Origin of the sequence: Streptacidiphilus sp. EB103A, from assembly GCF_041261405.1 — a bacterium.
Taxonomy (GTDB): domain Bacteria; phylum Actinomycetota; class Actinomycetes; order Streptomycetales; family Streptomycetaceae; genus Streptacidiphilus.
On sequence record NZ_JBGCAQ010000009.1, the window covers coordinates 98629 to 119079 of the forward strand.

At 71.6% G+C, this 20451-nt stretch carries 20 protein-coding genes; 14 read left to right on the top strand and 6 right to left on the bottom strand.

The features are described 5' to 3' along the window. Positions 1-8 precede the first annotated feature (8 nt). Positions 9-1373, bottom strand: a complete 1365-nt coding sequence (locus tag ABH941_RS16495; protein WP_370129960.1) for an ATP-binding protein — start codon at positions 1371-1373, stop codon at positions 9-11. Beyond that, entirely contained in the window at positions 1370-2092 is a 723-nt protein-coding gene (locus ABH941_RS16500; protein ID WP_370129962.1) for a response regulator transcription factor, read from the bottom strand. The genes ABH941_RS16495 and ABH941_RS16500 overlap by 4 nt, the downstream gene beginning before the upstream one ends. A gap of 114 nt (positions 2093-2206) precedes the next feature. Here ABH941_RS16500 and ABH941_RS16505 point away from each other — a divergent pair, with 114 nt between their 5' ends. After that, positions 2207-2770 (top strand): hypothetical protein, encoded by a 564-nt coding sequence (locus ABH941_RS16505; RefSeq protein ID WP_370129964.1) that lies wholly within the window; start codon positions 2207-2209, stop codon positions 2768-2770. A 146-nt stretch (positions 2771-2916) separates the two neighbouring features. Then, complete coding sequence (locus ABH941_RS16510) at positions 2917-3756, top strand: CAP domain-containing protein (protein WP_370129966.1); 840 nt, start codon at positions 2917-2919, stop codon at positions 3754-3756. A 33-nt stretch (positions 3757-3789) separates the two neighbouring features. On the opposite strand, the gene ABH941_RS16515 is transcribed toward ABH941_RS16510, so the two are convergent. From ABH941_RS16515 to ABH941_RS16525, 3 genes are read right to left on the bottom strand one after another with little or no spacing between them, the layout of a single operon-like run. Beyond that, positions 3790-4725: a LysR family transcriptional regulator gene (locus ABH941_RS16515; RefSeq protein ID WP_370129968.1), complete on the bottom strand. Its 936-nt coding sequence runs from the start codon at positions 4723-4725 to the stop codon at positions 3790-3792. A 15-nt stretch (positions 4726-4740) separates the two neighbouring features. After that, entirely contained in the window at positions 4741-5541 is an 801-nt protein-coding gene (locus ABH941_RS16520) for a GntR family transcriptional regulator (RefSeq protein ID WP_370129970.1), read from the bottom strand. Between the two features lie 55 nt (positions 5542-5596). Then, entirely contained in the window at positions 5597-6343 is a 747-nt protein-coding gene (locus ABH941_RS16525; protein WP_370129972.1) for a GntR family transcriptional regulator, read from the bottom strand. Positions 6344-6558: 215 nt separating this feature from the next. On the opposite strand from ABH941_RS16525, the gene iolC reads away from it, so the two are divergent. From iolC to ABH941_RS16585, 12 genes are all read left to right on the top strand, one after another. Beyond that, positions 6559-7515 (top strand): 5-dehydro-2-deoxygluconokinase, encoded by a 957-nt coding sequence (gene iolC, locus ABH941_RS16530; protein WP_370129974.1) that lies wholly within the window; start codon positions 6559-6561, stop codon positions 7513-7515. After that, complete coding sequence (locus tag ABH941_RS16535; protein ID WP_370129976.1) at positions 7505-8380, top strand: aldolase; 876 nt, start codon at positions 7505-7507, stop codon at positions 8378-8380. The genes iolC and ABH941_RS16535 overlap by 11 nt, the downstream gene beginning before the upstream one ends. A 26-nt stretch (positions 8381-8406) precedes the next feature. Further along, entirely contained in the window at positions 8407-9321 is a 915-nt protein-coding gene (iolB, locus tag ABH941_RS16540; RefSeq protein WP_370129978.1) for a 5-deoxy-glucuronate isomerase, read from the top strand. 143 nt (positions 9322-9464) lie between these two features. Then, positions 9465-11306 (top strand): 3D-(3,5/4)-trihydroxycyclohexane-1,2-dione acylhydrolase (decyclizing), encoded by a 1842-nt coding sequence (gene iolD, locus ABH941_RS16545; protein ID WP_370130212.1) that lies wholly within the window; start codon positions 9465-9467, stop codon positions 11304-11306. Positions 11307-11331: 25 nt separating this feature from the next. Next, a complete protein-coding gene (locus tag ABH941_RS16550; protein WP_370129980.1) occupies positions 11332-12828 on the top strand; it encodes a CoA-acylating methylmalonate-semialdehyde dehydrogenase in 1497 nt (498 codons plus the stop codon). Positions 12829-12874: 46 nt separating this feature from the next. Beyond that, positions 12875-13798 (top strand): TIM barrel protein, encoded by a 924-nt coding sequence (locus tag ABH941_RS16555; protein ID WP_370129982.1) that lies wholly within the window; start codon positions 12875-12877, stop codon positions 13796-13798. Between the two features lie 74 nt (positions 13799-13872). Next, positions 13873-14880, top strand: a complete 1008-nt coding sequence (locus ABH941_RS16560; RefSeq protein WP_370129984.1) for a substrate-binding domain-containing protein — start codon at positions 13873-13875, stop codon at positions 14878-14880. Between the two features lie 7 nt (positions 14881-14887). Next, entirely contained in the window at positions 14888-15955 is a 1068-nt protein-coding gene (locus tag ABH941_RS16565) for an ABC transporter permease (protein ID WP_370129986.1), read from the top strand. Further along, positions 15956-16861: an ATP-binding cassette domain-containing protein gene (locus ABH941_RS16570; RefSeq protein WP_370129988.1), complete on the top strand. Its 906-nt coding sequence runs from the start codon at positions 15956-15958 to the stop codon at positions 16859-16861. Next, positions 16858-17862 (top strand): Gfo/Idh/MocA family protein, encoded by a 1005-nt coding sequence (locus ABH941_RS16575; protein ID WP_370129990.1) that lies wholly within the window; start codon positions 16858-16860, stop codon positions 17860-17862. The genes ABH941_RS16570 and ABH941_RS16575 overlap by 4 nt, the downstream gene beginning before the upstream one ends. Before the next feature lie 45 nt (positions 17863-17907). Beyond that, positions 17908-18960, top strand: a complete 1053-nt coding sequence (gene iolG, locus ABH941_RS16580; RefSeq protein WP_370129992.1) for an inositol 2-dehydrogenase — start codon at positions 17908-17910, stop codon at positions 18958-18960. Positions 18961-18964: 4 nt separating this feature from the next. Next, positions 18965-19327, top strand: coding sequence for a VOC family protein (locus ABH941_RS16585; RefSeq protein WP_370129993.1), 363 nt, complete (start codon positions 18965-18967; stop codon positions 19325-19327). Between the two features lie 15 nt (positions 19328-19342). Here ABH941_RS16585 and ABH941_RS16590 read toward each other — a convergent pair whose 3' ends face one another. Then, positions 19343-20389, bottom strand: a complete 1047-nt coding sequence (locus ABH941_RS16590; protein WP_370129994.1) for a LacI family DNA-binding transcriptional regulator — start codon at positions 20387-20389, stop codon at positions 19343-19345. Positions 20390-20451: the final 62 nt, after the last annotated feature.

The following is a 20451-nucleotide window of genomic DNA, read 5'->3' on the forward strand; positions in this document are numbered from 1 at the left end:
GGGTCCGGTCAGTCGCGCGAGCGGCGGGCGCGGCCGCGCCGTCGCTCCAGCGCACCGCGGACCGGCGGCAGCGCGAGACCGAAAGCGACCGCGACCCGCGCGCCGCCCATCGGGCTCCGACCGATCTCGACCGTCCCGCGCGTCGCCGCGGCGGCCCGGCGGGCGATGTCCAGGCCGAGGCCGGTGGACGCCGCGCTCGCGCCGCGTACCAGCGCGTCGTCCGGGTCCGGGATGCCGGGACCGGCGTCCTCGACGGTGAGCAGCACCAGCTGGGCCGCGCGGACCAGCCGTACCACGAAGTCCGTGCCCGGAGCCGTGTGCCGGAAGACGTTGCCGACCAGCGCGTCCACCACGGCCGCGAATTCGTCCTCGGGCAGGTCGACCGGGGCCTGCTCGGCGGTCACCTCGACCAGGCAGCGCCGGTCCTGCTGCTCGGCCAGGGTCGCCCAGAAGCCGCCCCGGCGCCGGACCACCTCCGGGGTCGGGCAGGGGACCGCCGTGCCGTCCGCGGGCCGGCCGGCGCCCATCCGGGCGACCGCGAGCGGGGTCCGCGCGGTGGTGATGACGACGTGCAGTTCCGACTCCAGCTGGGCGACGGCCGAGGTGATCCTGGCCGAGTCGGGCGTGGGGGCCATCCGCTCGGTCGCCAGGTGCAGGGCGGTCAGCGGCGTGCGCATCCGGTGCGACAGGTCGGCGACCAGCTCGCGCTCCACCGCCAGCAGTTCGCCCATCCGCTCGACCATGGCGTTGAACGCCTGGCCGGCCTCGTACAGTTCGGGCGGTCCCATCGGGTCCACCCGCGTCTCCAGGTCGCCCTGGCCCAGGGCGTGGGCGGCGCGGGACAGCCCGCGCGAGGAGCGGACCACCCGGGACGCGAGCCGGTCGGAGACCACGACCGAGCCCAGGACCAGTCCCAGCGCGAGCAGCGCCATCACCGACAGCGAGGCCGTGACGCCCCGGTCGAGCGCGTCCTTGGGGACGAATTCCTGGACCACCGCCACCCGTCGCTGTCCCAGCAGCACCGGCTGGAGGTAGACCCAGCCGCCGTCGGGGAGGTTCTGCGCCAGCGTCTCGCCCTGCTGCTGCGCCCGCTGCAGCAGCGCGGCGGGCGCGTGCGCGGTGCCGATCGCCTGGCCGCCGGGCAGTTGGACGCTCAGCCGTCCGGTCGGGTCGATGCCCTGGACGACCTGGCGCAGCTGGGCCGGGTCGGCGGTCAGGGTCAGCACCGGAGCGATGGCGGCGGCGCGCTGTTCGGCCGCGGTGACCGCCCGGTTCCGTGCTTCCGAGCGCACCAGCAGCGCGAGCGGTATCAGGAAGGACAGGGCCACCATCGAGGTGACGGCCAGGGCCACCCCGGCGAGCGTGCGCCTCACCGGGGCGTCACCAGCTTGATGCCGACCCCGCGCATGGTGCGCAGCAGGCCCGGGGCTGCGGCGCTCTCGCCGAGCTTGCGCCGCAGCGAGGACAGGTGCACGTCGATGGTCTGGTCCTCGACGTAGGGTTCGCGCCACACCTCGGCCAGGATGCGCCGCTTGGACACCACCAGGTCGGCGTTGGCGGCGAGGAACGACAGCAGGTCGAACTCGCGCCGGGTCAGCGGGACTTCGCGTCCGTGCAGGTGGACCGCGCGGGAGCCGGGGTCGATGTGCAGCGGGCCGATCGAGACGGGTGCGCGGAGCAGCCCGGGGGCGTCCTGGAGGCCGCCGGAACGCGCTTCCGGGTCGGGGCTGCGGCTGGAGCGGCGGAGCACTGCGGTCAGCCGGGCCACGAGCTGGCCGGCCGAGAAGGGCTTGACCAGGTAGTCGTCGGCGCCCGCGTCGAGCAGTCGGATGATCTCCGCGTCGTCGTCCCTCGCTGTCACGATCAGCACCGGCACCTGGGAGATACCGCGGATCATGCGCAGCGCGTCACTGCCGTCGAGGTCGGGCAGGCCCAGGTCGAGGATCACCGCGTCCAGCGGGTCGCGGGTCACCTCGCGCAGGCCGCCGAAGCCGTCGGCGGCGCTGCGCACCGCGTGCCCGCTGCCGGTCAGCACGTCGATCAGCTCGGCACGTATACCCGGATCGTCTTCCACGACGAGGACGCTGGCCATGGCGCACACCGTAGCCGATCGACAGGGACCGGACAGGGAGCGGTCAGGGACGACGACGGGACTGCGGCGGGGCCGGCTCTGCCACGCGGGGGGCGGGCCCGCCATGATGGGGCGGTGTCCCGGTTCCTTCGCTTCTTCGTCGTCTGGCTGTGCTGCACCGCGCTCACCGCCACCGCCGTCTTCCTGACGGTGCGTTTTGTGCTCGGTTCCACGGCGCCGCTGCCGCCCAGCACGGCGGGGGTGACGACCGTGCTCGCGCTGGCCACGGCGAGTCCGGGGGCCTCCGCCTCCATCGGGATCGGCACCCCGGCGTCGACGCCGGACGCCTCGCCCTCGGCCTCACGGCCCAAACCTTCCCCGTCGGCGACCCCCTCGCCGTCGGCCCCGCAGCCACGGCAGTCGTCGGCGCCCGCCGCGAGGCGGGCGCCGAGCGCCGACTGCACCGGCGGCGCCGGGGTGCACAGTTTCAGCTCCACCGGGGGGCAGGTGGTGGTCCGGTTCGGGTCGGACGCCGTCTGCCTGGTATCCGCCGTGCCGGCTCTGGGTTTCACCACCAGCACCACGCAGTCCTCCCCCGGCACCCTGACCGTCACCTTCAGCGGCGCGCACCACCGTTCGGAGCTCACAGCGAGCCTGCAGCCCCAGGCACAGGAGGTGACCCGCGAGGTCTCGTGGTAACAACGGGGACAGGGTTGAGGGCAGTGTGGAGCCTTCCTTAGCGCAACATGAAGTTGCCTCTGACCACTGCTTCTGGCGCTGTGAGCCGCCTAGGGTCGTGCCGCCGGACCGCTCCGGCGAACGATCCCGACGACGAGGTGCCGCTGATGAGTCCGTCCCGCCGTTCCCCCTCCCGCCACGCCTCCTCGGGGCAGCACCGGGCCGAGCGCGGTCCACGGCTGCGCTTCGCGGTGACGGGTGCCGCGGCTCTCGCCGTACTCGGCGGCGGCACCGCGTTCGCCTGCCTGGGCGTGCCGCACGCCTCGCCCGCCGCGAGCGCCACGACGCCCGCGCTGGACCACCTCGGCGCCACGGGCGTGTCGGCCCGGGCCACCGCCGCGCCGGTGCCGACCACCGTCGCCCGCTCCACCCTCGTCCCAGCGGCCCGCCGGAGCCAGCCCGTGCACCGGCGCAGTGCAACGCCGACGCCTGCGTCCACGCCCTCGCCCTCGCCGACCACGGACGCGCACCAGACCGCTCCGGCGTCGGCACCCACGCCGGTGGCGACTACGGCCGCGACTACGGGGACCGCCGTCCAGCAGGTGCTCGCCCTGATCAACAAGGCCCGGGCGGCCCAGGGCCTCGCCCCGTACACCCTGGACTCCGGTCTGAACGCGAGCGCCGCCGCGCACAACTCGGTGATGGCCTCCGGCTGCGGCCTCTCCCACCAGTGCCCCGGCGAGGCGGCTTTCGGCGACCGCGAGATCGCGGCGGGGGTGCACTGGACCTCGGCCGGCGAGAACATCGGCGAGGGTGGCGGCGTTGCCGACACCGACGCGGCGAAGGCCGCGAGCGCGGTCGGCCTCACCCAGATGATGCTGGACGAGAAGGCCCCGGACGACGGCCACCGCAGAAACATCCTGAGCAGCGGCTTCAGCCGCGTAGGGATAGCCGTCCTGCGGGACGCGAACGGCACGGTCTGGCTCACCCAGGACTTCGCGAACTGACCCCGGGCGTGGTGGCGTTCAGTGCGCCGGCGCTCAGCGTTGGAGCACCCAGTTCGGCGTCCAGGTCCCGGTGGTGGCGTGGTCGGCCGCTGTGCTGGCGAGGTGGGTGCGGAGAGTGGCCAGGGCTGGGTGGGGGTTGGCGCGGTGCCAGAGGAGTGAGTGGGGGTAGACGGGGGTGGGGTCGGTTACCGGGATGCGGCGCAGGGCGTGGCCGGTGGGCCAGACCAGTCGGGACTGGCCGCCTATGAGGGTGGCCAGGGCCGGAGTGTCGGCGATGGTGTCGAGGAGCGCGTCGGAGCCGAAGTTCGGGCCGGTCGCCTCGATGGTGAGGCCGAACTCGGCGACGAGGTCGTCGTAGTAGGCGGCCCACTCGGTTCCGGGGACGACGCCGGGCATCCAGATCCGGTGGCCGACGAGTTGGGTGAGGGTCACCGAGCGGGCGCCCGCCAGTGCGTGGGCGGGGCCGGTCAGGAGTTCGAGCGTCTCGTCGAGCACCCGGAGGGACTTGATGTCCTCGGGGAGGGGCCGGCCAGGTGCGGCGACGGCGCGGAAGGACGCGTCGATCTCGCCGGAGCGGATGGCGGCGACGGCCGCCTCGATGTCGTGCAGCATCAGCACGTCGAGTTCGACGTCGGGGTGGGCCCGGTAAAAGCCGCGCAGCAGGCCCGACGCCGCGCCGCGCGAGTTGATCACGTCGACCCGCAGCGGACGTCGGCCGGTGCGCACGGACGCGGCCGCGCGTTCGGCGACGCGCAGCAGTTCGCGGGCGTGGGGCAGGAACGCCTGCCCGTCGATGGTGAGCTCGGCGCCGCGCGAGGTGCGGGTGAACAGCCGTACGCCGAGGCTGCGCTCCAGCGCGGCGATGCGCTTGGAGACGGCCTGCTGGGTGACTCCCAGCTCGGCGGCGGCCTCCTGGAACTGCCCCGCGTCGGCGGCGGCGAGGAAGGTCCGGACGGTGTCGAGGTCCATGCCGACACCCTAGGGTCAGCGGGCGAGCAGGGTGAGCTCGAAGGAGTACAGCGACGCGCGGTAGACGTGGGTGCCGTACTCGACCGGCTGGCCGAAGTGGTCGTAGGCCGTGCGCGTCATGGTGAGCAGTGCCGCGCTCCGCGTCTCGTGCAGCAGCCGGGCCTCGGTGCTGGTGGCCTTGCGCGCCCCGATCGTCTGGTCGGCCACCCGCAGTTGTACCCCGGAGTCGCGCAGCAGGTGGTAGAGCCCCTGCTCGGCCAGCCGCTCGGCGGTGATTTCGCCCATGCCGACGGGCAGGTGGTTGCGCATCAGCGCGAGCGGCTCGTCGTCCGCGTACCTGAGCCGTTCCAGGAAGATCACGTCCGCGCCGGGGGCCACCCGGAGCGCGGCGGCCACATCCTCGGCCGCGGGTCTGGTCTCCAGCGTCAGGACCTCGGTGTGCGGGTTGCGGTGGGCGTGGTCCAGGTCCTCGTAGAGGCTGGTGAGCTCGACCCGGCGGCGGATCCTGCTGTGCACCACCTGGGTGCCGACGCCGCGCTTGCGCACCAGCAGACCCTTTTCCACGAGGTGCTGCATGGCCTGGCGCATGGTCGGCCGGGAGAGCCCCAGCTGGTCCGCGAGGGCGACCTCGTTGTCGAGGCGCGCGCCGGCGGCCAGGCCGCCGGACTCGATCAGCGCCTCGATGCTCTGGGCGACCTGGTAGTAGAGCGGCACCGGACTGGACCGGTCGATGGTGATCATCTGGGCGAGGGAAGGCACGTCCGGCTCCACATGCGGCTGGGTGTCGAGTCGCCACGAGGGCGCGGCATGACGCATTCTCCTATGGTCGGGATGTCAGGACCAGCGAGGTCCCCGGACTGCGGTCGGCCGGTCACTGCGCCGGCAGGCTGAGCTGGAAAGAGTAGCGGGAGGCCCGGTAGACGTGGCTGCCGAACTCGACGGCGCGGCCCTGCTGGTCGTAGGCCGTGCGCTCCATGGTGAGCAGGGTCGCGCCCCTGGTCTCGTTCAGCATGCGGGCCTCCGGAGCGGTGCCGGCGCGGGCGCCGATGGTCTGGGTGGCCGCGTGCAGGTCGACCCCGGCCCCGCGCAGCAGTTCGTACAGGCCGTGCTGTTCCAGGGCCTCGTCGCCGAGCAGCTCGGCGTGTTCGGCGGCGAGGTGGTTGCGCAGGCGGGCGATGGGCTCGTCCCTCGCGTAGCGCAACCGGTCGACGACCAGCACCGGCGCGCCCTCGGGCAGCCCAAGCGCGCGAGCCGTCGCACCGTCGGCCGGCTGGACGCCGTTGTGCAGCACCGAAGTGGTCGGATGCTGTCCACCGGCGGCCAGATCCTCGTAGAGGCTGCTGAGAGCGACCTTGCGACGCACCAGCGGTCGGACGACCTGGGTGCCGACGCCGCGTCTGCGCACCAGCAGCCCTTTGTCCGCCAGGGACTGCATGGCGCGGCGCATGGTCGCCCTGGACAGCCGGAACTGGCCGGCGAGTTGGATCTCGTTGTCCAGCATGGTCCCGGCCGGGAGCCGGCCCGACTCGATGGCCCGCTCCAGTTCTGCGGCGACCTGGAAGTACAGCGGTACGGGGCTCGCCCGGTCGATGCGCACAAGGCCTGGCGGCAGCGCCATCAGGCACCTCCCCTCACCTGTCCGCTCTCCGGTTCACCGCCTGCTGCGGCCCGACGCCCATCAGTATGTCAGTACTTATGGACATAGTCTATTGCATGTTTGTCAGGACAAACCGTTGACACGCTGTTCACCTGGGAGTTACATGGTGGCCCAGAGCCGGGTCACCCCGGTTTCCCACCGCAAGTCACCAGGTCACAGGCACTGAGGGAGTTCCGATGCCGGAGATGTTCGACGTGTTGACCATGGGTCGGATCGGGGTCGACATCTACCCGCTGCAGACCGGGGTCGGCCTGGAGGACGTCGAGACGTTCGGCAAGTACCTCGGCGGCAGCGCCACCAACGTCGCGGTCGCCGCCGCCCGCTACGGGCGGAGCACGGCGGTGGTCACCCGGACCGGGGCGGACCCCTTCGGCCGCTTCCTGCACCGGGCGCTGCTCGGCTACGGCGTCGACGACCGCTATGTGTCGGACGTCCCCGGGCTGCCGACACCGGTCACCTTCTGCGAGGTCTTCCCGCCCGACGACTTCCCCATCTACTTCTACCGCTACCCCAAGGCCCCGGACCTGGAGATCCGGCCGGAGGAGCTCGACCTCGACGCGGTCCGCTCCGCCGGCGTGTTCTGGGTGACGGTGACCGGCCTGTGCCAGGAGCCGAGCCGATCGGCCACCCTCGCCGCGCTGGAGGCCCGGGGCAAGGCCGGGATCACCGTGCTGGACCTGGACTACCGCCCGATGTTCTGGGAGTCCCGGGAGGAGGCGCGCCGCTGGGTGCAGACAGCCCTGCCGCACGTCACCGTGGCGGTGGGAAACCTCGACGAGTGCGACACCGCCGTCGCCGAGCGGGATCCGGTGGCCGCCGCCAAGGCGCTGCGCGACCGGGGAGTGGACCTCGCCGTCGTCAAGCAGGGCCCGCGCGGCGTGCTCGCCGTCGACTCGAGCGGCAGCGTCGAGGTCCCGCCGGTCCCCGTGCAGGTGGTGAACGGCCTCGGCGCCGGCGACGCCTTCGGCGGCGCGCTCTGCCACGGGCTGCTCGCCGGCTGGGACACCGTCAGGACCATGCGGTTCGCCAATGCCGCGGGCGCCATCGTCGCCTCCCGCCTCGCCTGTTCCGATGCCATGCCGACCTCCGCCGAGGTCGAGGCCAAGCTCATGGAGAACGCACATGTTCGCTGACCGGTTCGCTGAGATCGTGCAGGCCCGGGTGGAACGGCCGGAGGCCGTCGCCGAGGCGGCCGCCCGCCGCGTCAGAGCCACCACCCGGGCGGGCGGGAGCAGCCGCCTGGTCCTGGTGGCCGCGGACCACCCGGCCCGCGGCGCACTGCGCGCCGGGGACCGGCCGCTGGCCATGGCGGACCGCTCCGACCTGCTGGAACGGCTCTGCGCGGCGCTCGCCCGGCCCGGCGTCGACGGCGTGCTCGGAACCCCGGACATCATCGAGGACCTGCTGCTGCTCGGCGCCCTGGAAGGCAAGATCGTCATCGGCTCGATGAACCGTGGCGGACTCGCCGGCACGGTCTTCGAGATCGACGACCGGTTCACCGCCTACGACGCGAACGCGATCGCCTCCTCCGGCCTGGACGGCGGCAAGATGCTGCTCCGCATCGACCCGGAGGACCCCGCGACCGCGCCGACCATGCAGGCCTGCGCCAACGCGGTGTCCGACCTGGCCGGCCGGCGACTGATGGCCATGGTCGAGCCGTTCATCTCGCACCGGGTGGACGGCCGGGTGCGCAACGACCTGACCCCGGACGCGATGACCCGCGCCATCACGGTCGCCTCCGGACTGGGCGCCACCTCCGCCTACACCTGGCTGAAGGTCCCCGTGGTGGACGAGATGGAGCGGGTGATGGCGGCCTCCTCACTGCCGGCCCTGCTGCTGGGCGGCGAGGTGCCGGAGGACCCGGACGCCGCCTTCGAGAGCTGGCAGAAGGCCCTGGCCCTGCCCACCGTGAAGGGCATCGTGGCCGGCCGCTCGCTGCTCTACCCGTCCGACGACGACGTGGCCGGTGCCGTGGACACCGCCGTCGGCCTGCTCTGAGCCCGAATCCGAGAGGAGGACCACCTGTGAACGGCAAACTTCACCTCGCCGCCGGGAGCACGGCCGAGGGCCCGTACCGGCTCTCGGTCACCCCCGAGCTGGCGGGCTGGACCTACTCCGGGCTGCGGGTCCTCACCCTGGCGCCGGGTCAGCGGCACCTGCTCTCCACCGGCGAGGACGAACTGCTGGTGCTGCCGCTCGAGGGCGGCTGCACGGTGACCTACGAGCCGGGCACCGCCGACGCCGAGGTGTTCCGACTCGCCGGCCGGCGCGGCGTCTTCGACCGCGTCACCGACTTCGCCTACCTGCCCCGGGACGCGCGGGCGGAGGTGGTCAGTGAGCGCGGCGGCCGGTTCGCGCTCCCCTCGGCGCGCTGCGGACGCAAACTGACGGCCCGTTACGGCCCGGCCGAGCATGTGCCCGTCGAACTGCGCGGCGCCGGAGCCTGCAGCCGCCAGGTCAACAACTTCTGCACCCCGCAGAGCTTCGAGGCCGACCGGCTGATCGCCTGCGAGGTGCTGACTCCCGGGGGCAACTGGTCCTCCTATCCCCCGCACAAGCACGACGAGGAGCGCGAGGGGGAGACCGAGCTGGAGGAGATCTACTACTTCGAGGTCCAGCCAGGCCCCGGCGGCCCCGGCCTCGCCTACCAGCGGGTCCACGGCACCGCAGACCGGCCGATCGACGTGCTCGCCGAGGTGCGCAGCGAGGACGTCGTGCTCATCCCGCACGGCTGGCACGGCCCGTCCATCGCCGCCCCCGGCAACGACCTGTACTACCTGAACGTGATGGCCGGTCCCGGTGCCGAACGTGCCTGGCTGATCTGCGACGACCCGGAGCAGGCCTGGATCCGGGACAGCTGGCGCGACCAGCGGACCGACCCGCGCCTCCCGCTGACCTCGGCGACGCAGCCGACCGAGCCGACCCACAAGAGAGGGTGACCGCTGTGACGGATCGTCAGGACAGCGTTCTTCAGGACGCCGTTCTTCAGGACGCCGTTCTTCAGGACGCCGTTCTTCAGGACGCCGTTCTTCAGGACGCCGTTCTTCAGGACGCCGTTCGTCTCACTACTGCGCAGGCGCTGGTGCGCTTCCTCGCCAACCAGTGGACCGAACGCGACGGTGTGGAGCAGCGACTGATCGAGGGCTGCTTCGGCATCTTCGGCCACGGCAACGTGGCCGGTATCGGCCAGGCGCTGCTCCAGTCGCACCAGGACGGCAGTGCGGACCTGCCCTACTTCCTCGCCCGCAACGAGCAGGGCATGGTGCACGCCGCCGTGGGCTTCGCCCGGATGCGCAACCGGCTGTCCACCTTCGCCTGCAGTTCGTCCATCGGCCCCGGCGCCACGAACATGGTCACCGGCGCCGCGCTGGCGACGATCAACCGCATCCCGGTGCTGCTGCTGCCCAGCGACTACTTCGCCACCCGCGCCGCCGACCCGGTGCTGCAGCAGCTGGAGGACCCCCGCTCGCAGGACACCTCGGTCAACGACGCCTTCCGCCCGGTCTCCCGCTACTGGGACCGGATCCACCGTCCCGAGCAGCTGATCCCCTCGGCGCTCGCGGCGATGCGGGTGCTCACCGATCCGGTCGAGACCGGGGCGGTGACCCTGTGCCTGCCGCAGGACGTCCAGGCCGAGGCGTACGACTGGCCGGTCGACTTCTTCCGGCGCCGGGTCTGGTACGTGGGCCGCCCGGCGCCCGAGCCCGCGGCTCTGCACCGAGCCGTCGAGGCGCTGCGCGGCGCCCGTCGACCGCTGATCGTGGCAGGCGGCGGCGTCATCTACGCCGAGGCCACCGAGGAACTGCGCCGCTTCGCCGAGGCGACCGGCATCCCGGTCGCCGAGACCCAGGCCGGCAAGGGCTCGCTGCGCTGGGATCACCCCTGCGCGGTCGGCGGCCTCGGCGCCACCGGCACCCTGAGCGCCAACACCCTGGCCCGGGAGGCGGACGTGGTGCTGGGCATCGGCACCCGCTACTCCGACTTCACCACGGCCAGCCACACCGTCTTCGCCGACCCCGAGGTGACGTTCGTCAACCTCAACGTCACTCCGCTGGACGCGGTCAAGCACTCGGCCACCGCCCTGGTCGCCGACGCCCGCGCCGGGCTGGCTGCGCTGACCGGCGCGCTGGAGGGCTGGCGGGTGGCGCCGGAGTACCGGGAGCGCACCCAGGAGCTGGCCGCCGAGTGGGCCAGGATCACCGACCAGTGCTACCACAGCGAGCACGGCCCGCTGCCCGCCCAGACCGCGATCCTCGGCGCGCTCAACGAGCTCATCGGCGAGCGCGACGTGGTGATCAACGCAGCCGGCAGCATGCCCGGTGACCTGCAGATGCTGTGGCGCTCCACGGACCCCAAGCAGTACCACGTCGAGTACGGCTACTCCTGCATGGGCTACGAGATCGCCGGCGGTCTCGGCGTGAAGCTGGCCGATCCCAGCCGCGAGGTCTTCGTCCTGGTGGGCGACGGCTCATATCTGATGATGGCTCAGGAGATCGCCACCATGGTCTCCGAGGGCATCAAGGTGATCATCATCCTGGTGCAGAACCACGGCTTCGCCTCCATCGGCGCCCTGTCGGAGTCGCTCGGCTCGCAGCGTTTCGGCACCAAGTACCGCTTCCGCCAGGAGAACAGCGGGCTGCTGGACGGCGACGTGCTGCCGGTCGACCTGGCCGCCAACGCCGCCAGCCTCGGCGCCCTGGTGATCAGGGCCACCGGCGTGGACGGCTTCCGGGCCGCCGTCGAGCAGGCCAAGGCCGCCCGGGTGACCACCGTCGTGCACATCGAGACCGACCTGCTCTCGCCCAACCCGCCCGCCCAGGCCTGGTGGGACGTACCGGTCAGCGAGGTCTCCGAACTGGACAGCACCCGCAAGGCCCGCGCCGAGTACGCCGCCGCCAAGCGCGCCCAACGCCACTACCTCTGACCGAACCAGCTGTCAGGAGACACCCGTGAGAACCATCGAACACTGGATCGGCGGAAGCACCACCTCCGCAGGCTCGACCCGCACCGCCCCGGTGTGGGACCCGGCCACCGGGGAGCAGCAGGCACAGGTGCTGCTCGCCGAACCCTCCGACGTGGACACCGCGGTCGCCGCCGCGAGCAAGGCGTTCGAGTCCTGGGGAGACGTCTCGCTGAGCCGCCGCACCCGGGTCATGTTCAGGATGCGCGAACTGCTGGAGCGTCACGAGGGCGAGCTCGCCCGGATCGTCGCCTCCGAGCACGGCAAGGTGGTCGCCGACGCCCGGGGCGAGATCATCCGGGGCCGCGAGGTCGTCGAGTACGCCTGCGGGATCTCCAGCGCGCTCAAGGGCGGCTACTCCGACCAGGTCTCCACCGACGTCGACGCCTACACCTTCCGCCAGCCGCTGGGCGTCTGCGCCGGCATCACCCCGTTCAACTTCCCGGTGATGGTGCCGCTGTGGATGCACCCGCTGGCCATCGCCTGCGGCAACACCTTCGTGCTCAAGCCCAGCGAGCGCGACCCCTCCGCCTCCCTGTTCGTGGCCCAGCTCTATGCCGACGCGGGGCTGCCGGACGGCGTCTTCAACGTCGTGAACGGCGACAAGGCCGCGGTGGACACCGTCCTGGACCACCCCGGGATCGCGGCGGTGTCGTTCGTGGGCTCGACGCCCATCGCCCGGTACGTCCACGACCGCGCCGCCGCCTCCGGCAAGCGGGTGCAGGCGCTCGGCGGCGCCAAGAACCACGCCGTGGTGCTGCCCGACGCCGACCTGGACTACGCGGCCGACCACCTGACCGCCGCCGCCTTCGGCTCGGCCGGCCAGCGCTGCATGGCGATCTCGGTCGCGGTGGCGGTCGGCGCCGCCGGGGACGCGCTGGTGCCGCTGCTCGCCGAGAAGGCGCGGGCGGTCCGGGTCGGCCCAGGCCAGGACCCGGGCAGCGAGATGGGCCCGCTGGTCACCCCGCAGGCCAAGGCACGGGTCACCGAGGCCGTCGCGAGCGGCGACGCCCAGGGTGCGGTGGTCGTCGTCGACGGCCGCGACCTGGAGGTGGCCGGTCACCCGGGCGGCTTCTTCGTCGGGCCGAGCCTGCTGGACCGGGTCACCGACCGGATGGACGTGTACCGGGAGGAGGTCTTCGGTCCGGTCCTGGTGGTCGTCCGGGTCGATTCCCTGGACGAGGCGCTGCGGCTGATCAACGCGAACCCGTACGGCAACGGCACGGCAATCTTCACCTCCGACGGCGAGTCCGCCCGGCGTTTCCAGCGCCAGGTGAGGGTCGGCATGATCGGCATCAACGTGCCGATCCCGGTGCCGATGGCGCACTTCTCCTTCGGCGGCTGGAAGGACTCGCTCTTCGGCGACACCCACGTCCATGGTCCTGAGGGCGTCGTCTTCTACACCCAGGGCAAGGTCGTCACCAGCCGCTGGCCGCACGTGCAGCGCCCGGTGGAGGCCGCGTTCAACTTCCCCACCGCCCACTGACCCCTACTACCCACTGCCCCGACCGCTCACAAAGGAGTGACCGGCGATGACGAGCACACCCAACAAGCTCATCCTGGGCTCGGCCCCCGACTCCTGGGGGGTGTGGTTCCCCGAGGACGAGCACCAGTTGCCGTACCGGCGCTTCCTGGACGAGCTCGTCGAGGCCGGCTACGACTGGCTGGAGCTCGGCCCGTACGGCTACCTGCCGACCGACCCCGAGCAGCTCGCCGACGAGGTCGGCAGCCGGGGGCTGCGGGTCTCCGGCGGCACGGTCTTCGGCGCCCTGCACCGGCCTGACCAGTGGGACGAGATGCTCGCCACCACCCGCAGGGTCGCCGAGCTGACCGCCGCGGCCGGCGCGCACCACCTGGTCTTCATCCCGCCGCTGTTCCGCGCCGAGAAGGGCGGCGCCTTCCTGGAGCCGCCCGTGCTCGGCGACGACAGCTGGACCGCGCTCACCCGGGCTGCCGACGCACTGGGCCGGATCATCAGCGAGGAGTACGACGTCCGGCTCTGCCTGCACCCGCACGCCGACAGCCACATCCAGACCCAGCCGGAGATCGAGCGCTTCCTGGAGGGCACCGACCCGCTGTACGTCTCGCTCTGCCTGGACACCGGGCACGTCGCATACGGAGGCGGCGACAACCTGGACCTGATCCGCAGGTACCCGGAGCGGATCGGCTACGTGCACATCAAGCAGATGGAGCCGGACGTGCTGGCCGCCGTCGTGGCCGAGGACCTCTCCTTCGGCGAGGCGGTCAAACGCGGAGTCTGCGTCGAACCCCCCGCCGGGGTACCGGAGATCGGCCCGGTCACCGAGGCGCTGGCCGGCCTGGACGCCCCGCTGTTCGTCATCGTCGAGCAGGACCTCTACCCCTGCGCCCCGGACGTGCCGCTGCCGATCGCGGTCCGCACCAGGAAGTTCCTGGGCAGTTGCGGGCTCGGCGCGGCCGGCACCCGGATCGGCTGACCCGCTCCCCTGACCCGCTCCCCCACCCACCGAACCACCACAGATCCCTTTCTCGCACAGTGAGGTGCACAGAAATGAACCGTTCGCAGAGATCCACCCGCGGGACCGTCCTCGTCGCCGCAGCAGCGGCAACTGCCCTGCTGGCCGCCGGGTGCAGCAGCACCGGCGGCGCCAAGGCCACGTCGAACTCGACCGGCATCTCCGCCGGCAAGGCCACCACCGCCCACATGACCTTCGCGATGGTCACCCACGCCGCGCCCGGCGACACGTTCTGGGACATCGTGCGCAAGGGCGCCGAGGCCGCCGCCGCCAAGGACAACGTCACCCTCCTGTACTCCAACGACCAGGTCGCCTCCAAGCAGGCCGCCCTGATCAGCAACGCCATCGCCTCCAAGGTCGACGGCATCGCGCTGACCCTCTCCACGCCCGACGCCATCATCCCGGTGGCCAAGCAGGCCGAGGCCGCCGGGATCCCGGTGGACGCCTTCAACCAGGGCGAGAACTACTGGCAGCAGGCGGGCGCGATCGGCTATTTCGGCTCGGACGAGAAGGTCGCCGGCGCCGCCCTGGGCGACCGGCTCAACACCCTGTCCGCCAAGCACGACCTCTGCGTCATCCAGCAGCAGGGCTCTGTCGCCCTGGAGGACCGCTGCGCGGGCGTGAAGTCCACCTTCAAGGGCACCACCGACACCATCTACGTCAACGGCGCGGACATGTCCTCGGTGCTGTCGACCCTGGAGGCCAAGCTCCGCCAGGACACCAGCATCGACCAGGTCACCGCGCTGGGCGCGCCCATCGCCCTGACCGCGCTGCAGGCGATCAGCGCCGCGAGCAGCAGCGCCAAGGTCAACACCTTCGACCTGAGCAAGGACGCGGCGGCCGACATCAAGTCCGGGAAGATCGAGTTCTCGGTCGACCAGCAGCCGTACCTGGAGGGCTACCTCGCCGTCGACGCGCTGTGGCTCGACAAGGTCAACGGCAACACCATCGGCGGCGGCAAGGCCACGCTGACCGGCCCGGCGTTCGTCGACTCCACGAACATCGCCGCAGTCTACCAGTACGCGCAGAACGGTACGAGGTGATCGCACCATGACTGCCCCCGTCACCACGCCGAGCCCACCCCCGGCCGCCGCGCCGCGGGGACTGGCCAAGCGCGACTCCCAGCGCTCGCTGCTGCACCGGTTCCTGGCGCGCCCGGAGGTCGGCGCCCTGGTCGGCGCGATCGCCGTCTACGCCTTCTTCTGGGCGGTCGCCCCCTCCTTCCGGCCCGCGGGCTCGCTCTCGCTGGTGCTCTACCAGGCCTCCACCCTGGGCCTGATGGCGCTGCCGGTGGGACTGCTGATGATCGGCGGAGAGTTCGACCTCTCCGCCGGCGTCGCGGTCACCACCTCGTCGCTGGCCGCGAGCATGTTCAGCTACCAGCTGACCACCAACGTCTGGGTCGGCGTCAGCCTGGCGCTGGTGCTGTCCCTGGCGATCGGGCTCTTCAACGGCATCATGCTGGTCAAGACGAAACTCCCGAGCTTCCTGGTCACCCTGGGCACCTTCCTGATGCTCCAGGGCCTGAACATCGCGATCACCAAGCTGATCACCGGCAACGTGGCCACCAACGACATCTCCGACATGGCCGGCTTCAAGACGGCGCACGCCGTCTTCGCCGCCGACATCCACATCGGCGGCGTCGCGGTCAAGGTCACCGTCTTCTGGTGGCTCGGGTTCGTCGCCCTGGGCAGCTGGATGCTGCTGCGCACCAAGTTCGGCAACTGGGTCTTCGCCGTCGGCGGCCAGAAGGACAGCGCGCGGGCGGTCGGCGTCCCGGTGGCCCGCACCAAGATCATCCTCTTTATGCTGGTCGGCCTGGGTGCCTGGTTCGTCGGCATGCACAACCTCTTCCAGTTCAACTCCATCCAGTCCGGCACCGGCATCGGCAACGAGCTGCTCTACATCGTCGCCGCGGTGATCGGAGGCTGCCTGCTCACCGGCGGGTTCGGCTCCGTGGTCGGCCCCGCCATCGGCGCCTTCATCTTCGGCATGGTGTCGCAGGGCATCGTCTTCGCCGGCTGGGACGCCAACTGGTTCCAGTTCTTCCTCGGCCTGATGCTGCTGGGCGCGATGCTGCTCAACACCTGGGTCCAACGCCAAGCAGCCCGAAGGTAGGTGACCACAGTGCCGAACAACTCCCAGCCCACGGCCGGGCAGCGCGAGGATGGACAGCCCATCGTCGAACTGCACGGCGTGGGGAAGCTCTACGGCAACATCCGCGCGCTGCGCGGGATCGACCTCACCGTCACCCCCGGCAAGGTGACCTGCGTCCTGGGCGACAACGGCGCCGGGAAGTCCACCCTGATCAAGGTCGTCTCCGGTCTGCACCGGCACGACGAGGGCGAGTACCTGATCGACGGCAAGGCGGTGCACCTCGACTCGCCGCGCGAGGCCCTGGACCGCGGCATCGGCACCGTCTACCAGGACCTGGCCGTCGTCCCGCTGATGCCGGTGTGGCGGAACTTCTTCCTCGGCTCCGAGATGACGCGGCAGCGCTGGCCGGTGCGCCGGCTGGACATCGAGAGGATGAAGAAGATCGCCGACGAGGAGCTGTGCGCGATGGGCATCGAGCTCAACGACCTCGACCAGCCCATCGGCACCCTCTCGGGCGGCCAGCGACAGTGCGTGGCGATCGCGCGCGCGGTCTACTTCGGCGCCCGGGTGCTGATCCTGGACGAGCCCACCGCGGCTCTCGGCGTCAAGCAGTCCGGCGTCGTGCTGAAGTACATCGCGGCGGCCCGCGACCGAGGTCTCGGCGTCATCTTCATCACCCACAACCCGCACCACGCCTACATGGTCGGCGACCGCTTCACCGTGCTCCGTCTCGGCGCCCTGGAACTGGACGCCGACCGCAGCGAGGTCAGCCTCGAAGAACTCACCAACCACATGGCGGGCGGCGCCGAACTGGCCGCGCTCAAGCACGAGCTGGCCCAGGTCCGCGGCGTCGAGACCGAGGAGCTCCCGGAGGCGTCAGAGCTCTCGGCGCCGCTCCCGCAGCTGGAGAAGGGCAGTCACGCATGACTGTGAGGATCGGTGTCATCGGCACCGGCAACATCGGCTCCGACCACATCCGCAGGCTGACCCGGGTGTGCACCGGCGCCCGGGTCACCGCGGTCACCGACATCGACGCCGTGCGCGCCGCCGAGGTCGCCGCCGAGTACGGCGCGCACGCCCTGGCCACCGGCCTGGAGGTGGTCCGGCACGGCGAGGTCGACGCCGTGCTGGTCGCCTCCTGGGGCCCCACCCACGCCGAGTACGTGCTCGACGCCATCGCCGCGGGCAAGCCGGTCTTCTGCGAGAAGCCGCTGGCCACCACCGCCGAGGACTGCCTGCGCATCGTCGAGGCCGAGATCGGGTACGGCACCCGTCTGGTCCAGGTCGGGTTCATGCGCCGCTACGACGCCGGCTACCGGGCCCTGCGCCGGGCCCTGACCGCCGGCGCCGTCGGCACCCCGCTGATGGCGCACTGCGTGCACCGCAACCCCACCGTGCCCGGGAACTACACCTCGGACATGGCGATCCAGGACACCGGCGTGCACGAGATCGACGTGCTGCGCTGGCTGCTGGACGACGAGATCACCTCCGCGCAGGTGCTCACCCCGCGGCGCACCCGGCACGCACGCCCGGAGCTGCAGGACCCGCAGATCCTGCTCCTGGAGACCGCGGGCGGCGTCCGGATCGACGTCGAGATCTTCGTCAACTGCCGCTACGGCTACGACATCCAGTGCCAGATCGTCGGCGAGGACGGCACCGCCTCGCTGCCCGACCCGGCCCAGCCGGTGCTGCGCACCGAGGGACAGCTGCGCTCCGGCATCCTCCAGGACTGGCGGGATCGCTTCGTGAACGCCTACGACATCGAGATCCAGGAGTGGGTGGACTCGGTGGCCGCGGGAAGGGTGTCGGGACCCACCTCCTGGGACGGTTACGCGGCGTCGGTGATCACCGACGCCGGGGTCGAGGCGCTGCACTCCGGCCGGATCGTGCCGGTCTCCATCAAGGACCGTCCCGCGTTCTACGCCTGAGCCCAGCGAGTGAACGTTCAGCAGACCCAACCGAAAGGCACTATGATGCATCGTCAGCTTCGGACCGCGCTGGTCGGTCTGGGCCGCATGGGCCGCATCCACGCCGGGAACCTGGCCGGCCGCTGCCCCTCGGCGCAACTGGCCTGCGTGGTCGACGCCTCGCCCGAGGCCGCCCGCCGGGTCGCCGAGGAGCTGGGCGTCCGCTGGACCACCTCCTACGAGGACGTGCTCGCCGACGGCGCCGTCGACGCGGTCGCGATCGCCACCCCCACCGGCAGCCATGCCGAGTTGAGCGTGCAGGCCGCCAAGGCCGGCAAGCACGTCTTCTGCGAGAAGCCCCTCTCCCTGGACCGCCAGGCCGCCGTCGACACCATCGAAGCGGTGCGCGCCACCGGAGTGGCCTTCCAGGTCGGCTTCCACCGCCGGTTCGACCCGGACTGGGCGGCCGCCGCGGCGCGGATGCACGCCGGCGAGCTTGGCCAGGTCCATCTGTTCCGCACCTCGCTCCGGGACATGACGCCACCGAAGGCCGAGTTCCTCGGCGGCTCCGGCGGCTTCTTCGTCGACATGACCATCCACGACCTGGACACCGCCCGCTGGATGGTCGGCGAGATCGTCGAGGTGACCGCGCAGGGCGCCGTGCTGACCGATCCCGCCATCGCCGAGATCGGCGATCTGGACACGGCGGTGGTGCTGCTGCGCTTCGAGAACGGCGCCCTGGGCGTCATCGACAACAGCCGCGCCGCCGGGTACGGCTACGAGTGCTCCACCGAGGTGATGGGCAGCAGGGCCACCGTCCGCATCGACAACCCGCACCACCGCAACTACGAGTGGCGCACCCCCGGATGGAGCTCCCGCGACCTGGTGCGCGACTTCGAGCAGCGCTACCCCTACGCCTACGCCGAGGAGTTGGAGGCATTCGCACGCTGTGCCCTGCAGGGCACGCCGCCGGCGGTCGGCGGGGAGGACGCCCTGGCCGCCTTCGACCTGGCCCGGGCCGCCGACCTCTCCTGGCGCGAGGGTCGTACGGTACGGCTCACCCCGCTCCGCACCGCCGACGGCGTCCGTTACGAAACAGCCGTTCCTGACGGAAGATGAACACATGAAACCCTTGGCCGTCCACCATGTATCGGTCACTGTCACGGACCTGGACGCAGCGGTCGCCTTCTACACCGAGGTCCTCGGGCTGACGGTCCGTCCGGACCGGCCGGCGTCCCTCGGCGACGGAGCCTGGCTCGACGCGGGGGGCCAGCAGGTCCACCTCATCGTGGGAACGCCCCCGCCCGCCCACGGACAGCACTTCGCCCTGCTGGTCGACGACCTGGAAGCGGCGCTCGCGCAGGTACGCGGCGCGGGTTTCGCGGTCAGCGAGCCGGTGGCGATCGGCGCCGCCTTCCAGGCTTTCCTCGCCGACCCCTCCGGCAATGCCGTCGAGCTGCACGGGCTGCGCCGGAACCGCACCTGACCCACCGCGGAGCTCTCAGTCGAGGACCGGCACGGTCACGGCATCCGGTGGCATGTTGAACGGCGTGACCACCTGGATCGCCGAGGGCAGCGAGGGGCCGTCGTCGGGCAGCGCCTGGTGGGCGCGCATGATGATCTGGCAGGCCCGACGCATGTCCTGGCGCAGATCGTGGTGGAGGACTGCGGAGAGGCGCCGTTCGCGCAGCAGGCGGGTGTTGTCGTGGTCGAGGTCGTGGGCGATGAACACCGAGCACTCCCGCCCGAGCGCCTCGAAGGCGTCGAGGGTCGCGAGATTGCCCCCGCCCACCGAGTAGACGGCGACGATGTCCTGGTCGCGTTTGAGTGCCTCAAGGACGAGGTCGTACTGGGTGGCGTCCAGGCCGTCGCTGTCGGTGACCTCCGCCAGGAAGCGTCGTGGCTCGGCGAGCCGCATGGCGCTGCGGAAACCCATCTCGCGCTCCTCCTCACCCCGGAAGGAGCCGCGGCTGACCGTGGTGAGCACATTGCCGGGTCGATCGCCGAGCCACCGCCCGATGAGGTAGGCGGCGGTGGCGCCCGCCGCGCGGTTGTCGATGCCGACATACGCCAGCCGCGCGCTGTGGGGCAGGTCGGTCACCAGGGTGACGACGGGGACGCCGGCCGCGACGAGGCGTCCGACGGCGGCCGTGATCTGCGGTTCGTCCGGAGCCTTGAGGATCACGCCCTGCGAACCACGCTTGGCGATCCCGTCCAGGGCGCCGACCAGCTCATGCGGAGGGCAGGTCTCACGGAAGTGGAAGCGCGAGCGCACCAGAGCGGGGTGCAGGGAGGGCAGTTCGGCCTCGAGCGCGTCCCGCACCGCGCTGGAGAACCGCTCCGGGGTCTGCATCACGATATCGATCATGAAGGTGCGGCCCCCCAGCCGGACCTGGCTCTGCTGGCGGTCCAGGTCCTTGATGGCCTCGTGCACCTCCCTGACGGTGCTCTCCGTGACATTGCCCCGCTGATTGAGGGCGCGGTCGACCGTGGCCGTGCTCAGTCCGGCCTGACGGGCGATTTCCTTGATCGTGTAGCGGTGTCGCATGACTGATTCCCAATACCGATGATGGGTTTTTGATGTGGTGACAGGCATTGAATGATGGGTTC

Excerpts from the sequence above, each read along its gene's own strand:
- ABH941_RS16515 (WP_370129968.1), bottom strand. The coding sequence starts at position 4,725 with ATGGACCTCGACACCGTCCGGACCTTCCTCGCCGCCGCCGACGCGGGG.
- ABH941_RS16560 (WP_370129984.1), top strand. The coding sequence starts at position 13,873 with ATGAACCGTTCGCAGAGATCCACCCGCGGGACCGTCCTCGTCGCCGCA.
- ABH941_RS16535 (WP_370129976.1), top strand. The coding sequence starts at position 7,505 with ATGTTCGCTGACCGGTTCGCTGAGATCGTGCAGGCCCGGGTGGAACGG.
- ABH941_RS16500 (WP_370129962.1), bottom strand. The coding sequence starts at position 2,092 with ATGGCCAGCGTCCTCGTCGTGGAAGACGATCCGGGTATACGTGCCGAG.
- ABH941_RS16565 (WP_370129986.1), top strand. The coding sequence starts at position 14,888 with ATGACTGCCCCCGTCACCACGCCGAGCCCACCCCCGGCCGCCGCGCCG.
- ABH941_RS16590 (WP_370129994.1), bottom strand. The coding sequence starts at position 20,389 with ATGCGACACCGCTACACGATCAAGGAAATCGCCCGTCAGGCCGGACTG.
- ABH941_RS16510 (WP_370129966.1), top strand. The coding sequence starts at position 2,917 with ATGAGTCCGTCCCGCCGTTCCCCCTCCCGCCACGCCTCCTCGGGGCAG.
- iolG (WP_370129992.1), top strand. The coding sequence starts at position 17,908 with ATGCATCGTCAGCTTCGGACCGCGCTGGTCGGTCTGGGCCGCATGGGC.
- ABH941_RS16575 (WP_370129990.1), top strand. The coding sequence starts at position 16,858 with ATGACTGTGAGGATCGGTGTCATCGGCACCGGCAACATCGGCTCCGAC.
- ABH941_RS16525 (WP_370129972.1), bottom strand. The coding sequence starts at position 6,343 with ATGGCGCTGCCGCCAGGCCTTGTGCGCATCGACCGGGCGAGCCCCGTA.
- ABH941_RS16555 (WP_370129982.1), top strand. The coding sequence starts at position 12,875 with ATGACGAGCACACCCAACAAGCTCATCCTGGGCTCGGCCCCCGACTCC.
- iolC (WP_370129974.1), top strand. The coding sequence starts at position 6,559 with ATGCCGGAGATGTTCGACGTGTTGACCATGGGTCGGATCGGGGTCGAC.
- ABH941_RS16520 (WP_370129970.1), bottom strand. The coding sequence starts at position 5,541 with ATGCGTCATGCCGCGCCCTCGTGGCGACTCGACACCCAGCCGCATGTG.
- ABH941_RS16585 (WP_370129993.1), top strand. The coding sequence starts at position 18,965 with ATGAAACCCTTGGCCGTCCACCATGTATCGGTCACTGTCACGGACCTG.